This window comes from Duganella sp. CT11-25, assembly GCF_047302815.1.
Taxonomy (GTDB): Bacteria; Pseudomonadota; Gammaproteobacteria; order Burkholderiales; family Burkholderiaceae_D; genus Rugamonas.
Genome location: NZ_JBKBFD010000001.1, coordinates 1,946,501 through 1,958,548, shown reverse-complemented (window position 1 = coordinate 1,958,548; position 12,048 = coordinate 1,946,501). Strand labels below are relative to the sequence as shown.

The window sequence follows — 12,048 nt, the reverse complement described above, 5'->3', positions numbered from 1 at the left end:
ACATAACCAAGTCACATAACTAAGGCCGATATGTCTTTTTCTTCGCTGGGCCTTGCACCCTCACTCATCAACGCCGTGACCGAAATCGGTTACGAGGAGCCGACCGCTATCCAGAGCGCCGCCATTCCCGCCATCCTGCGCGGAGAGGATGTGCTGGGCGCCGCGCAGACCGGCTCCGGCAAGACCGCCGCTTTCGCTCTGCCGCTGCTGCAATCGCTGCTGGATAACCGCAGCGGCGCGCGCCAGTTGCATGGCCTGATCCTGGTGCCGACGCGCGAGCTGGCGGCGCAGGTCGGCGAGTCGATCCGCAAGCTGGTCGCGCATCTGCCGATGCAGGTCAAGGTCTCCATCGTGTTCGGTGGCGTGTCGATCAATCCGCAGATGATGGCGCTGCGCGGCGGCGCCGATATCGTCATCGCCACGCCGGGCCGGCTGCTGGACCTGATCGATCACAATGCGCTGAAGATCTCGCGCACGGCGATGCTGGTGCTGGACGAGGCGGACCGCCTGCTGGACCTGGGCTTCAGCGAAGAACTGAACCGCATCCTCGAACTGCTGCCGAAGCAGCGCCAGAACCTGTTCTTCTCGGCGACCTTCCCGCCGGCGGTGCAGGCGCTGGCGGACAGCATGCTGCATCAGCCGACCCGCATCGAGGTGTTGTCGGAGCCGGCCAGCAAGCCGGATATCGTGCAACGCGCGATCAAGGTCGATGTCCCGCGCCGTACCATGCTGCTCAAGCACCTGATCCAGGAGCACAAGTGGAGCAGGGTGCTGGTGTTCGTGGCGACCAAGTACGCGGCCGAGCATGTGGCCGACAAGCTGAACCGCAACGGCATCCGCGCCGGCGCCTTTCACGGTGAATTCAGCCAGGGCGCGCGCACGGAGGTGCTGGGCGATTTCAAGGCCAGCCGCCTGCAGGTGCTGGTGGCGACCGATGTGGCGGCGCGCGGGATCGACATTGCGCGCCTGCCGGCGGTGGTCAACTACGATTTGCCCCGATCGGCGGTGGATTACACCCACCGCATCGGCCGTACCGGCCGCGCGGGCGAGAGCGGCGTGGCGATCAGCTTTGTCAGCGCGGAGACGGAGCAGCATTTCCGCCTGATCGAGAAGCGCCAGGATATCCTGCTGCCGCGCGAGGAGATCGCCGGCTTCGAGGCGGTGGAGACGCTGCCGCCAGCGCCCGCCAACTCGGTTACCGATACCGTCAACGGCGGTATCAAGGGTACGCGCAAGAGCAAGAAGGACAAGCTGCGCGAAGCTGCGGCCAAGGCCGCGGGCGAATAATCCTAGGGCGTCGCGATCTTTGCCAGGTAGGCCATGACCGTGGCGCGCGCGTATTCGTCGCAGTTCAGGGTGGCCAGGTGCGGCGCGCGTAGTTCGAGATAGAGCCGCACACCGGCTTCCAGCGCGGATACGCAGGACGCGCGATCATGGATCGCGACCGTCGCCGCCAGTTTGGCGGCGAAATCCGGCGCCAGCATTTCTATCTTCCTCACGCCAGATGGCCGAGCGCCGGCAGCAGCCAGGGCTAGCGGCCCCAGTACCTGCGAGCGCAGGAAGGACAGGAAGTCCAGCGCTTCAAATAATTCTCCGCGGCCGATCTTGGTCGCGCAGTAGTGTGTCCAGATCCAGACGCGGTCCTCTATCCATTGCAGGTCCGGTGCCGGATAGCATGCGACGTCTTCACGTAGCGCGGCGGCGAGACGGCCGTCTCGCTCCCAGAGGATGACGGGATCTTCCACGCGCGCTGCGACGTCGTCCAGGCTGACGAACTTCAGATCGACGTGCATCAGTGGCGATTCATAGAGGCAGATCAGTAGCCTGGGTTCGCCGACATGCTCGCCGGTGAATGCCGCCACCAGCTTGCCCATCCGGGCGGCGATCTGTTTGCGTTCGGCCGATACGGCCGCACAGGCGTCCGGTTCGATGGCGATGACCAGATCGAGGTCGCTGTATTCGTCCATCGCACCGCCAATGTAGGAGCCGCCGGCGGCGACGCCGACGATGCGGCTGTCTTCCTTCAATGCCGCGATGGCCGCGTCCAGCGTGCTGCGGTGAGATGGTGTCATGACGGCTTCCTATTTCGGATTGGTGGGCTGGTACAGTTTGCGATAGGCGGATGGCGAGGTGTGCAGCGCCGCGCGGAAGTGCTGGCGCAGCGACAGCGCCGAACCGAAGCCGGCTTCCTGCGCCACCATCTCTATCGATACTTCGCTGGATTCCAGCAGGTGCTGCGCATGCGCCACCCGCTGATTCAATAGCCACTGCTTGAACGAGGTGCCGGTGGCGTCGCGGAAGTGGCGGGTGAAGTTACGGCGGCTCATCAGCGCGCGCTCGGCCAAGGCGTCGATGCTGTGGTTGTCCGCCAGATTGCCATTGACCCAGGCCAGCACCTGCGAGAAACGGTCGTCGCTGCTGTTGACCGGCAGCGGGCGTTCGATGAACTGCGCCTGTCCTCCCTGCCGGTGCGGGGCGACCACGATCTGGCGTGCCACGCGGTTGGCGATCTCCGCACCCGACAGCTGGCGCAGCAAGTGCAGGCAGCAGTCCAGGCCAGCGGCCACGCCGGCCGAAGTCACGACATCGCCCTCATCGACATACAGGACATCGCGGTCGACGTCGATCAGCGGGCAGCGTTCGTGCAGCGCATCGGCGTATGCCCAATGCGTGGTGGCGGTGCGGCCGTCCAGCAGGCCGGCCTCCGCCAGAGGGAAAGCACCCAGGCATAGTCCAACCACGCGGGCGCCGCGCTGGTGCGCTTTTCGCAGCGCTTGCAGCAGCGCCGCCGGGGCAGGTCGGCAGTCGTCGTGCCAGGTCGGCAGGATGACGATGTCGGCGTTATTCAGGGCTTTCAGACCGAAGGCGGGCGTGATGTCGAAGCCCGCCGTGGTACGCAGCGGCGCCGGATCCGACGCGCAGACTTGTACCTCGAAGGCTGCCGCAGCGGAGTCGGCGTACTGTGAGCCGAATACCAGGCAGGGCACCGACAGGTGGAACGGCGTGATGCCGTCGAAGGCGATCACGGCGACTTTGAGGCGGCGGGTGGCGGATGTTTTTGACATGGCCTGATTGTATCGCATGGTGGCCTTCAGGCCACTGTTTGCCGAAGACGGAACGACAGAAAATACGTTCACACTTACCAACAGGAGAACATCATGTCCGTTACCCCTCGTCGTGCCTTGATCGTGATCGATGTACAGAATGAATACTTTACCGGCAATATGCCGATTGAATATCCGCCGGTGGCGACCTCGCTGCCGAATATCCTGCTTGCCATGGATGTCGCGCGCGAGGCCGGCGTGCCGGTGGTTGTGGTCCAGCACGACGCACCGCAAGGCTCGCCGATATTTGCCAAGGGTTCGCAGGGCTGGCAGCTGCATGCCGGCGTTGCAGAGCGGGCGCGCGACCACCTCGTCAACAAGGTTCAGGCAAGCTCCTTCGCGGGAACGGACCTGGCTGCATGGCTGGCCGCGCGCGAGATCGATACTGTGACGATCGCCGGCTACATGACGCACAACTGCGATGCGGCGACGATCTGCGAGGCGTCGCATATGGGGCTGGCCGTGGAGGTACTGGCCGATGCGACCGGCTCGCTGCCGTATGAGAATGGCGCCGGCAAGGCCAGCGCGGAGGAGATACACCGCGTGTTCAGCACGGTGTTTCATTCGAGTTTTGCGGCGGTGGCCAGCACCGGGGATTGGGTCGGAGCCGTGCGCGAAAAACGCGCGCTGGAGCGGGACAATATCTACCTGTCCAACCAGCGCGCGCGGGCTTAACCGCCGGTGCGCTTGGGGTTGTGGCCCTGTTTCTTCAGCTCTTCCATCACGCGGTCGCAATGGTCGCCCTGGATTTCGATGACGCCGTCCTTGACGGTGCCGCCGGAGCCGACGGCGCTGCGCAGCTGCTTGACCAGGATCGCCAGCGCCATGGCGTCCAGCGGCAGGCCGCGCACCAGCGTGACGGTCTTGCCGCCGCGCCCCTTGGATTCGCGCGATACCTTGACGTTGCCGTCGCCGGCCGGCTTGGCCTTGGCGGCGGATTTGCAGGTGCAGTCGGCCAGCGGCTTGCGGCAGTCCGGGCACATGCGGCCCGTTTCGGTGGAGTAGACGAGGCTCATGGGCGGTCCTTCAGCAAGCGGCCCATCATGATGTCGAAGAAGCGCTTTTGGTCGGAGACCAGGCAGACAGCTGCATTCGGCGTGCCGGCCTGCTCGCGGGTGTAGCCTTCGTTGTCGACCACGATGCGCAGCGGCGTGGTGGGACAGGATTGCGGATCGATCAGCCAGGTCACCGGCACCACGTCGAACAGCGACGGCATGTTGCTGGACCATGGCTGGTAGGCGTTAGTCCACTGATGGTAGAGCAGGGCCAGCGCATCGGTGACCGGCGAGCCGTGGCCGAGCAGGGCGTTGCGTTCCACTTCGTCGAGGCGGATCTGGGTCGAGTCCAGCGGCATCATCACGATAGGCACGCCGGAGGCGAACAGCTTCTGCGCGCTGGTGATGTCGGAGACGATGTTGTATTCCTTGTCGGCGGGGCGCGAAGGCACGTATTGCGATTTGCGGTAGCCGGCGCGTACCGAGCCGCCCATCAAGGCCACTTGCTTCAGCTTGCCGAAGGTGGCCGGATCGCGCTGGATCGCGGCGCCGACGTTGGTCAGCGGGCCGAGGGCCAGCAGCGTGACCTGGCCGGGTTGGCGCTTGATCTGGTCCAGCATGAAGTCGATGGCGTCGATGCGGGCGGGCAGTTTGCCGCGCTGCGCGTAGCGCGCCTGCGTGAACGGCTGCGGGTTGCCGGTGGTGGCGATGCCTTGCGCGACGGGGATCTGGCCATGGCCGGTTTCGCGCAGCATGCGTTCCAGCAGTTGCGCGCGCAGCGCAGTGTCGCCCCAGGTGGTGGTGATGCCGACGATTTCTATCTCCGGACTTTGCAGCAGCAAGGCCAGCGCGAAGGCATCGTCGACGTCGTCGCCGATATCCATATCGACGATCACTTTTTGCGGCGCGGCCTGCGCAAGCATGGCGCAGGAGAGCGCCAGGATGGTAAACAGTCCGCGCAGCGGCCGGGAGATTGAGTAAGCCATGTAGAGCCTCGGTTCGGTGGAAGCGAGATTCTAGCAGAGGCCTTACAGGAACCGGGCCTGTCGCAATGAAGCGGGGACGATACGCCGGTGTAACGGAGCGACAAACAGCATATAGACCCGTCCCAGCGTGTTTTTGGTGTGCACCACGGTGCCGACGGTGATCTTGTTTTGTATCTTGCAGACCGAGACTTCGACGTTGAGGTGCTTGTCCGAGTCGCCCAGGATAACCTCTTGCTCGCTGAGATAAACGATGGAGAAGATGCCTACCCGGTCGCCGGTACGGTATGAGCTGGCGGGCTTGGCGGCATCGAAGTCGCCGAGGTGACCGAGGTTTTTGAGGCCGACGAGCTGCACGACGCGGTTGCGAAGCGCCATCAGCGTGTTGATCCAGGCGGGCGTCGCGGTTACAACCTGGAGGTAGAGATCGAGCGCGGATCGGTTTGTGGCAGGAATCTCGGTCTCATAACAATCGTAGAAATCGGCGCCGATAAGGCGCTGGTGGATTTCGCTTTGCGGCGGGATGGGGCACGCGGATATCGATGATTTCATGGCGCTGACGATCTTATGGCTGCTTGAATTGCTCTTGCGGCTTCATCCGGAATGGTTTGAAGGAGGCAGTGTGGTGCATTCAAGGTGACGATTTGCGTTGCCGTATGGAGCTCCTGGATTTCTCGGCCGGCGGTCGCGGGCACAACGCGGTCTTGTGCTGCCTGCAGATACAGTAGCGGTATTTCGAGGGTTTTCAGTTTCGCCGAGACGTCTACCGTGAGTACTGCACGCAGGCGCGCTTGAAGAACGCTGTTTGCAACAGAGGCAACGGCCGATGCCAGAGTGGCGCGCAATGTCCTTGTGGTGTGCCGGCCCAGCAGAAGGAAATCGAGAATCGCATCCGGTGCGAGCTTGATTGGCAGGATGGACGTGAATGTGCTCAAGGGGCGAAACGCCGGTCTCGGATTACGTGCGAAGGTACAGCACAAAACAAGTCCGATTAATCCTGCTGGGCGAGAGGCCGCTAGCGAGATAGCGATCGGCCCGGAGAATGACTCTCCCAGCAGAATAAACTCTCCTGTGGTCGGCAGGGCCTGTCGTGCGATTGCTTCCAGCTCGTCGTAGCCAAGGGCTTGATGCTTTGGGTAGCTGACCGAGGTGACTGCAAATTTTCCACCCAGCGCTGCGATAAGCGGCTCAAATAGTGTGCCCGTTCCATCCAGGCCTGGAAGTAGAACGATGGTGAACATTGTCTACGGTTTGTCAGTGACGAGAGCGATGCGGCGCTTGATGCGCTGGGCTTCCGCAATGTCGCCGGCTTGGTCGGCGCGCATGGCTTGTACGCCGAGCCATGCCAGCAGCGGCCGGCGCCAGCCTTGGGCGGACGCGGTTTCGACGGCGTCGGCCAGCGTTTGCGGGCTGGCTTTGCCGGCACGGAAAAGCACACCGCTGGCGACCAGTTTCGATAGGGGATCGGCGATGGCCTGCACGGCGCCGGTGGCTGCCGTGTCGTTGGCGGCGGAGGCCACGGCCTTGTGCTGCTCCGGCAGCAGCGTGGCATCGGCAGCAGTGGCGTGGCCGGCGAGATAGGCTGCATAGGCATGGTCGGCCGGACTGGCGTCCTGTGCCAGCCTGGCGTAGCCGGGACAATCGTCGTATGCCAGCGTGGCGACATGGGCGGCGCAGCGTATCAGTTCGGCGCGGATGATCAGATCGACCTTGCCGGTGCTGGCCAGGGCTTCGCGGGCGCGCTTGTATTCGGCGTCCTCGATGCGGGCGTTGCCGGACATGTAGGCGGCCGTCGAGCGCTCGATGGAACTCTGCGCGTTCATCTGCCAGTCCGGCACCGGCGGGTTGTTACCGCAGGCGGCCAGCAGCAGGGCGACGATCAGGGGAGCGGTGGTCTTCATCATGGCAGCTTGATCTCCGTGTCGCGCTTGAACGGCCATTTGCGATTGATCTCGTTGACCAGTTGCTCGACGCGGCGCAAGCTGCTTTCCACTTCCGCGCGCAGCGTGCCCAGGTCGGCGGTGGCTTCCTTGGCGTTGGCGCCGACGGCTTGCGCCTCGACCAGCACCGCGTCCATTTTCTTCAGGCTGTTGCGGGCGTCGGCCAGCAGGCCGTTGAGCTGGACGATGGTCGCTTGCGCGTCGGTCATCACGCCTTGCTTGCCGAAGACCTGCGTGTCGGCGTGGCCGATCAGGCTGTCGGCCTTGACGGCCAGTGCGTTCACGGTGATCAGCAGCTTGTTGGCGCGCTCCGTCAGCTCTTGCGCGTTCTTGTCGTCGCCGGCGATCAGGCCCATGGCGCCGCGCGGGCCGTTGAGTTTTCCGGTCACGCCCTGGACGTTGGCCAGGCTGGCGGCCAGCGCGGAATTTTCCGCCGTCAGGTCGTTCAGATTCTGCAGCAGGTCCTTGGCGGCCGCCAGCAGGCGCGGGATCTCTGCGGCGGCGTCGCCGACCAGCAGCGAGCGCTCGGCGCCGTCTTCCAGCGGCGGGTCGGTGGGAATGCCGCTGAAGGCGCGCAGCTTGGCGCCGCCCACCAGCCCGCGCTCCAGCGTGAAGATGCTGGAACTGCGCAGCCAGTGCGCATCGGCGCGCGGCACGTCGACCACCACGCGCGCCTTACCATCCTTGCCCAATTCGATGCGGCGCACGCGGCCGATCGGGAAGCCGGCGAAGGTGACGTCCATGCCGACGGCGACACCTTCGGAGTCGTCAACCTGCAGCACCAGCGTCTGCGTAGATTCAAAAGCGCCGCGCGCATACATCAGGTAGACCGCCGCTCCGGCGACCAGCACCAGCATCAGTATCAGCAGCAGGGCGGCCTTGAATTCCGCGTTGCGCACGGGAGCGGCTTGGTTGGTTTGTTCTGTCATATCAGTAGTAGTTACCCATGAGCGATGCGACTTCGATGAGGAGTATCACGGCGAACAGCCGCACCATGTCCGACAGGCCGTGCGTGACCTTGTTGCGGTAGCTGGCACCGAAGTAGAACGAGGAGGCCATCGGGATCAGCCCGACGGCGAAGCTGAAGAAGACGATTTTTAGCACCAGGATCAGCACGACGGCCGGATTGAACACTTGCCCGACCACGCGCGTGTAGCCGCCCAGCGCCCACGGCGTGAAGCCGTACAGCGACAGGTAGGCCAGGATCAGCGTCAGCACGCAGCTGACGGCGGCCAGCATCCAGACGGCGAAAATGCCGGAGGCGACGCGCGGGAAGAACTCGCGGTGCAGTTCTTCTTCGCTGATCGTACTGTCCGCCTTGCGGCCTTGCGAGAATTCCAGGCCGGCGGGCAGGGTGGTGCGCAGGGCGACGAAGGCGGCGGCGGTCAGCGGGATCAGTTCCAGCACCAGCACCCGCACCACCATCTCCAGCGCGAAGCGCGACAGGCCGTAGCTTTGCGAGGTGACCACGACGATGCGGATCAGCACCAGGCTGACCAGCGCCGACAGCACGCCGTACCAGGCCAGGTTGGGGGCGGTGTCGCTGACGATGTGGCGCGCGAGTACGGGCCGCCTGTCGCTGCCGTAGCTGGACGGCGTCACCGCGACCGTCAGCATCAGCACGGCGAAGTGCAGCAGCCGCCACCAGCTGTGCAGCCAGGCGACTGTGCCCTGGTGCAGCCGTTGCAGTATGGACGGGATCGATGCTTGAGCGCTCATGTTGGCATCTTAGCACTGCAAGCGGGGCGGCTGGCGTCCGGCATGCTAGTTTGCCGGGAAGCTGTCGATGATGGCGTCGGCGGCGGCGCGTACGCGGGCGCTGCGACTCAGGTCGCTGTGCATCACCAGCCAGACGTCGTAGTGGTCGACCCGCTCGGGCCAGATGCGTATCAGCCGCGGATCGCCGTCGGCCATGTGGCAGGGCAGCTCGGCAACGCCCATGCCCAGCCTCGCGGCCTCGATCAGCGCCAGGCCGCTATTGACCTCGATCGCCACGCGCGCGTTGTTGACCGGCTCCAGGCAGATCTTCTCCTGGTGGCGCGGCGCGACCGCAGCCTGGTAGATGACGATGTCGTGCCCGGCCAGTCCCTTGCCCGGCTCGGGCATGCCGCGCTCCTTCAGGTAGTCCGGCGTGGCGTACAGGCCCATGCTGCGCCGGGTCAGGTGGCGCGAGACCAGGTCCGGGCTGGTCGGCTTGAGGGTGCGCACCGCCAGGTCGGCTTCGCGCCGCGTCAGGCTGGTGATCTCGGTGCTGGTGCTGAGGACGATGCGGATCTCGGGATGGCGTTCGTGCAGCCGCCGCATGGCGCCGATGACGAAGTGCGCCGCCATGGTGTCGGAGGTGGTGACGCGCACCGTGCCGGACAGGCGGTTGTCGATGCCCTGCATCTCGCGCTGGAACCGCAGCGCGGCCAGTTCCATCGCCTCGGCGGCGGTGACGGCCAGTTCGCCGGCCGGCGTGGCGAGGTAGCCGGACGGGGTGCGCAGGAACAGGCGCGCGCCCAGCGATTTTTCCAGCGCGTTGAGGCGGCGGCCGACGGTGGCCTGGTCGATCTCCAGCTGGCCTGCGGCCGCGCGCAGCGTGCCCTTGCGGTAGATGGCGAGGAAGATCCGGGCGTTGTCCCAGTCCATGCGGTACTCCAAGGTTAAGCTTTTGGTGCGTGATGCATTTTTGCATCAGAGTGCCGATATTATGCGTATTTACTGCATCAGGCAAGCGGCCTAATATCGCGCCATGAATACGCCATCGACCACCGCCGCCGCGCCTGTCCGCCAGGTTCCTCCATTGCTGATGCTGATGACGCTGGCCATCGGCTTCGTCATGGCGATGATCGACGTCACCGCCGTCAATACCGCCCTGTCCGATATTTCCGCCAGCCTGTCGGTGCCGCTCACCGGCCTGGTGTGGGTGGTGGACGGCTACACGCTGACCTTCGCCGCGCTGTTGATGGCGGGCGGCGCGCTGGCCGACCGCTTCGGCCCCAAGACGGTGTATCAGGGCGGCTTGAGCGTGTTTATCCTCGGTTCCGTGCTGTGCGCCGTGGCGCCCAGCGGCAACGCGCTGATCGCCTCGCGCCTGCTGCAGGGGGCGGGCGCGGCGCTGTTCATGCCCAGTTCCCTGAGCCTGCTGACGCACGCCTATGAAGACCAGGCCACGCGGGCGCGCATGCTGGGCACCTGGTCGGCCATCGTCGGCTGCTCGTCGGCGGCGGGGCCGCTGGTGGGCGGGATACTGGTGCACGAATTCGGCTGGCGCAGCGTGTTCTGGGTGAACGTGCCGATCGGCCTGGCCGGCATCGCGTTGACGCAGGTGCTGGCGCCGGCCACGGCGCGCCATGAACGGGCGCTATCGATGCTGAGCCACGCATTGGGCGTGGCCGCGCTGGCCGCCCTGAGTTTCGTCCTGATCGAAGGTCCGGTGCTGGGCTGGGTTTCCGCGCCGGTGCTGTCGGCTGCGGTGGCGGCTGTGATTGCGGCCGGGCTGCTGGTGCGCCGCGAGCGCGCCGGCGCGCATCCCTTGCTGCCGCGCGCCTTGTTCGATACGCCGGCTTTTGCGGCGGCCAATGGCGTCGGCTTCCTGATTAATTTCGCGGTGTTCGGCCAGCTGTTCCTGCTCAGCCTTTACATCCAGCAGGGCGGCGACGATGCGCTGCATACCGGCTTGAAGCTGATACCGATGATGGCCGCTTTCGCCATCGGCAACCTGACCTCGGGGCGGATCACGGCGCGGGTCGGCACGCGGCCGCCGATGATGTACGGCTTGATGGTGGGGCTGGGGGCGGCGTTGCTGATGCTGACCGGCCTGCGGCCCGAGACGCCTTACTGGCTGCTGGTGCTGGGCACGATTGTGATGAATGTCGCCATCGGCATCGCGATTCCGGGCATGACGGCGACGGTGATGCTGGTGGCCGGCAAGGCCCACGCCAACAGCGCCGCCGCCGCGCTCAACGCCAATCGGCAGATCGGCGCGCTGGTGGGCGTGGCGGCGATGGGCGCCGTGCTGCATATGGCGCCCGCCTGGGCGTGGCGCTTGCCGCTGGCGTTCGGCCTGATTTCAGCCGCGTATGCAGGCGCCTTATGCCTGGTGTACCGCTACGTCAAGCTGGGCCGGCCCGTTTAAACGCCATGCTGCTTGCGCCATTCGATCATCTCGGCGATGGTCAGGATGGGCATGGCGTGCAGTTCGGCGAAGCGTTCAATGTCGGCGCCGCGCATCATGGTGCCGTCGGGGTTCATCAACTCGCACAAGACGGCGGCCGGATTCAGGCCGGCCATCGTCGCCAGGTCGACCGAGCCTTCGGTATGGCCTTTGCGGGCCAGCACGCCGCCCGGCGTGGCGCGCAGCGGGAACACGTGGCCGGGATGGACCAGGTCCGCCGGCAGCGCATCCGCCGCGATGGCGGTGCGGATGGTGGTGACGCGGTCGGCGGCGGAGACGCCGGTGGTCACACCCTCGCGCGCTTCGATCGATACCGTGAACGGCGTGCCGTAGCGGCTGCCGTTCTCGGCGGCCATCATCGGCAATTCCAGCGCGCGCACCTTGTCGGCGCTCAGGCACAGGCAAACGATGCCGCTGCATTCGCGGATCATCATCGCCATCGATTGCACGGTGATTTTTTCGGCGGCGACGATCAGGTCCGCTTCGTTCTCACGGTCGAAATCATCGAGCAGGATGACCGGCACGCCGGTGCGCATGGCTTCCAGGGCGGCGGCGATGCGGCCTTCCAGGTCGTCGGAAACAAGGGAGTAGGGGGACACAGCGGATTGGTCAAACATGGTGGAACGCTCCTCGCAAATAGGCGAAAAACGCGACAGGGCAAGCGAATACGCGCGGCCAGCCGCACCGATTGCTCGGGCGGGTGGCCGCGTAAGCGCACATCTTCTTTCATCCGGACTTTAACCGTCGGCCCTGGAGTTGCACCAGATCTGCGCATTTCTGCGCTCGCGGGCTATACCGCCGGTGGGGAATTGCACCCCGCCCCGAAGACGTCGTTGTTTTCGCCTGCCGGACGGCAGGCGAACGAGG

14 protein-coding genes and 1 riboswitch are annotated in these 12,048 nt (G+C 65.2%); of the genes, 3 read left to right on the top strand and 11 right to left on the bottom strand.

The annotated features are described in order from the left end of the window. Positions 1-30 precede the first annotated feature (30 nt). Positions 31-1,287, top strand: a complete 1,257-nt coding sequence (locus tag ACEN9F_RS08125) for a DEAD/DEAH box helicase (protein WP_413419529.1) — start codon at positions 31-33, stop codon at positions 1,285-1,287. A gap of 2 nt (positions 1,288-1,289) precedes the next feature. Here ACEN9F_RS08125 and ACEN9F_RS08120 read toward each other — a convergent pair whose 3' ends face one another. Then, positions 1,290-2,072, bottom strand: a complete 783-nt coding sequence (locus ACEN9F_RS08120) for a nucleotidyltransferase domain-containing protein (RefSeq protein ID WP_413419528.1) — start codon at positions 2,070-2,072, stop codon at positions 1,290-1,292. A gap of 9 nt (positions 2,073-2,081) precedes the next feature. After that, on the bottom strand, positions 2,082-3,065 hold the full coding sequence (locus tag ACEN9F_RS08115) for a GlxA family transcriptional regulator (RefSeq protein WP_413419527.1): 984 nt from the start codon (positions 3,063-3,065) through the stop codon (positions 2,082-2,084). Between the two features lie 93 nt (positions 3,066-3,158). Between ACEN9F_RS08115 and ACEN9F_RS08110 the strand changes: the two genes are divergently transcribed. Continuing rightward, a complete protein-coding gene (locus ACEN9F_RS08110) occupies positions 3,159-3,779 on the top strand; it encodes a cysteine hydrolase family protein (protein ID WP_413419526.1) in 621 nt (206 codons plus the stop codon). Here ACEN9F_RS08110 and ACEN9F_RS08105 read toward each other — a convergent pair. Genes ACEN9F_RS08105 through ACEN9F_RS08070 form a run of 8 tightly spaced genes read right to left on the bottom strand, consistent with a single transcriptional unit; the run spans position 3,776 to position 9,653 of the window. After that, entirely contained in the window at positions 3,776-4,120 is a 345-nt protein-coding gene (locus tag ACEN9F_RS08105) for a translation initiation factor Sui1 (RefSeq protein ID WP_413419525.1), read from the bottom strand. The two genes, ACEN9F_RS08110 and ACEN9F_RS08105, sit on opposite strands and share 4 nt — an antisense overlap. Continuing rightward, positions 4,117-5,085: a nucleoside hydrolase gene (locus tag ACEN9F_RS08100; protein WP_413419524.1), complete on the bottom strand. Its 969-nt coding sequence runs from the start codon at positions 5,083-5,085 to the stop codon at positions 4,117-4,119. Before ACEN9F_RS08100 ends, ACEN9F_RS08105 begins: the two co-directional genes overlap by 4 nt. A 42-nt stretch (positions 5,086-5,127) precedes the next feature. Further along, on the bottom strand, positions 5,128-5,634 hold the full coding sequence (locus ACEN9F_RS08095) for a DUF2867 domain-containing protein (protein WP_413419523.1): 507 nt from the start codon (positions 5,632-5,634) through the stop codon (positions 5,128-5,130). Continuing rightward, a complete protein-coding gene (locus tag ACEN9F_RS08090) occupies positions 5,631-6,323 on the bottom strand; it encodes an alpha/beta fold hydrolase (RefSeq protein ID WP_413419522.1) in 693 nt (230 codons plus the stop codon). Before ACEN9F_RS08090 ends, ACEN9F_RS08095 begins: the two co-directional genes overlap by 4 nt. A 3-nt stretch (positions 6,324-6,326) precedes the next feature. After that, positions 6,327-6,983, bottom strand: coding sequence for a hypothetical protein (locus tag ACEN9F_RS08085; RefSeq protein ID WP_413427002.1), 657 nt, complete (start codon positions 6,981-6,983; stop codon positions 6,327-6,329). Then, complete coding sequence (locus tag ACEN9F_RS08080; RefSeq protein WP_413419521.1) at positions 6,983-7,951, bottom strand: MlaD family protein; 969 nt, start codon at positions 7,949-7,951, stop codon at positions 6,983-6,985. The genes ACEN9F_RS08085 and ACEN9F_RS08080 overlap by 1 nt, the downstream gene beginning before the upstream one ends. A gap of 1 nt (position 7,952) precedes the next feature. Continuing rightward, positions 7,953-8,741 carry an MlaE family ABC transporter permease gene (locus ACEN9F_RS08075; RefSeq protein ID WP_413419520.1) on the bottom strand — a complete coding sequence of 263 codons (789 nt, stop codon included), beginning with the start codon at positions 8,739-8,741 and terminating at the stop codon, positions 7,953-7,955. 45 nt (positions 8,742-8,786) lie between these two features. Continuing rightward, entirely contained in the window at positions 8,787-9,653 is an 867-nt protein-coding gene (locus ACEN9F_RS08070) for a LysR family transcriptional regulator (RefSeq protein ID WP_413419519.1), read from the bottom strand. Positions 9,654-9,756: 103 nt separating this feature from the next. On the opposite strand from ACEN9F_RS08070, the gene ACEN9F_RS08065 reads away from it, so the two are divergent. After that, the gene (locus ACEN9F_RS08065) at positions 9,757-11,142 is read left to right on the top strand and encodes an MFS transporter (RefSeq protein WP_413419518.1); all 1,386 of its coding nucleotides are present in this window, start codon (positions 9,757-9,759) and stop codon (positions 11,140-11,142) included. Here the strand turns inward: ACEN9F_RS08065 and ribB are convergent. Beyond that, a complete protein-coding gene (ribB, locus tag ACEN9F_RS08060; protein WP_413419517.1) occupies positions 11,139-11,798 on the bottom strand; it encodes a 3,4-dihydroxy-2-butanone-4-phosphate synthase in 660 nt (219 codons plus the stop codon). The two genes, ACEN9F_RS08065 and ribB, sit on opposite strands and share 4 nt — an antisense overlap. A 97-nt stretch (positions 11,799-11,895) precedes the next feature. Then, positions 11,896-12,014, bottom strand: a riboswitch (FMN riboswitch). Between the last annotated feature and the right edge of the window lie 34 nt (positions 12,015-12,048).

Coding starts and splice junctions, on each gene's coding strand:
- ACEN9F_RS08125 (WP_413419529.1), top strand. CDS start 31: ATGTCTTTTTCTTCGCTGGGCCTTGCACCCTCACTCATCAACGCCGTG.
- ACEN9F_RS08120 (WP_413419528.1), bottom strand. CDS start 2,072: ATGACACCATCTCACCGCAGCACGCTGGACGCGGCCATCGCGGCATTG.
- ACEN9F_RS08115 (WP_413419527.1), bottom strand. CDS start 3,065: ATGTCAAAAACATCCGCCACCCGCCGCCTCAAAGTCGCCGTGATCGCC.
- ACEN9F_RS08110 (WP_413419526.1), top strand. CDS start 3,159: ATGTCCGTTACCCCTCGTCGTGCCTTGATCGTGATCGATGTACAGAAT.
- ACEN9F_RS08105 (WP_413419525.1), bottom strand. CDS start 4,120: ATGAGCCTCGTCTACTCCACCGAAACGGGCCGCATGTGCCCGGACTGC.
- ACEN9F_RS08100 (WP_413419524.1), bottom strand. CDS start 5,085: ATGGCTTACTCAATCTCCCGGCCGCTGCGCGGACTGTTTACCATCCTG.
- ACEN9F_RS08095 (WP_413419523.1), bottom strand. CDS start 5,634: ATGAAATCATCGATATCCGCGTGCCCCATCCCGCCGCAAAGCGAAATC.
- ACEN9F_RS08090 (WP_413419522.1), bottom strand. CDS start 6,323: ATGTTCACCATCGTTCTACTTCCAGGCCTGGATGGAACGGGCACACTA.
- ACEN9F_RS08085 (WP_413427002.1), bottom strand. CDS start 6,983: ATGAAGACCACCGCTCCCCTGATCGTCGCCCTGCTGCTGGCCGCCTGC.
- ACEN9F_RS08080 (WP_413419521.1), bottom strand. CDS start 7,951: ATGACAGAACAAACCAACCAAGCCGCTCCCGTGCGCAACGCGGAATTC.
- ACEN9F_RS08075 (WP_413419520.1), bottom strand. CDS start 8,741: ATGAGCGCTCAAGCATCGATCCCGTCCATACTGCAACGGCTGCACCAG.
- ACEN9F_RS08070 (WP_413419519.1), bottom strand. CDS start 9,653: ATGGACTGGGACAACGCCCGGATCTTCCTCGCCATCTACCGCAAGGGC.
- ACEN9F_RS08065 (WP_413419518.1), top strand. CDS start 9,757: ATGAATACGCCATCGACCACCGCCGCCGCGCCTGTCCGCCAGGTTCCT.
- ribB (WP_413419517.1), bottom strand. CDS start 11,798: ATGTTTGACCAATCCGCTGTGTCCCCCTACTCCCTTGTTTCCGACGAC.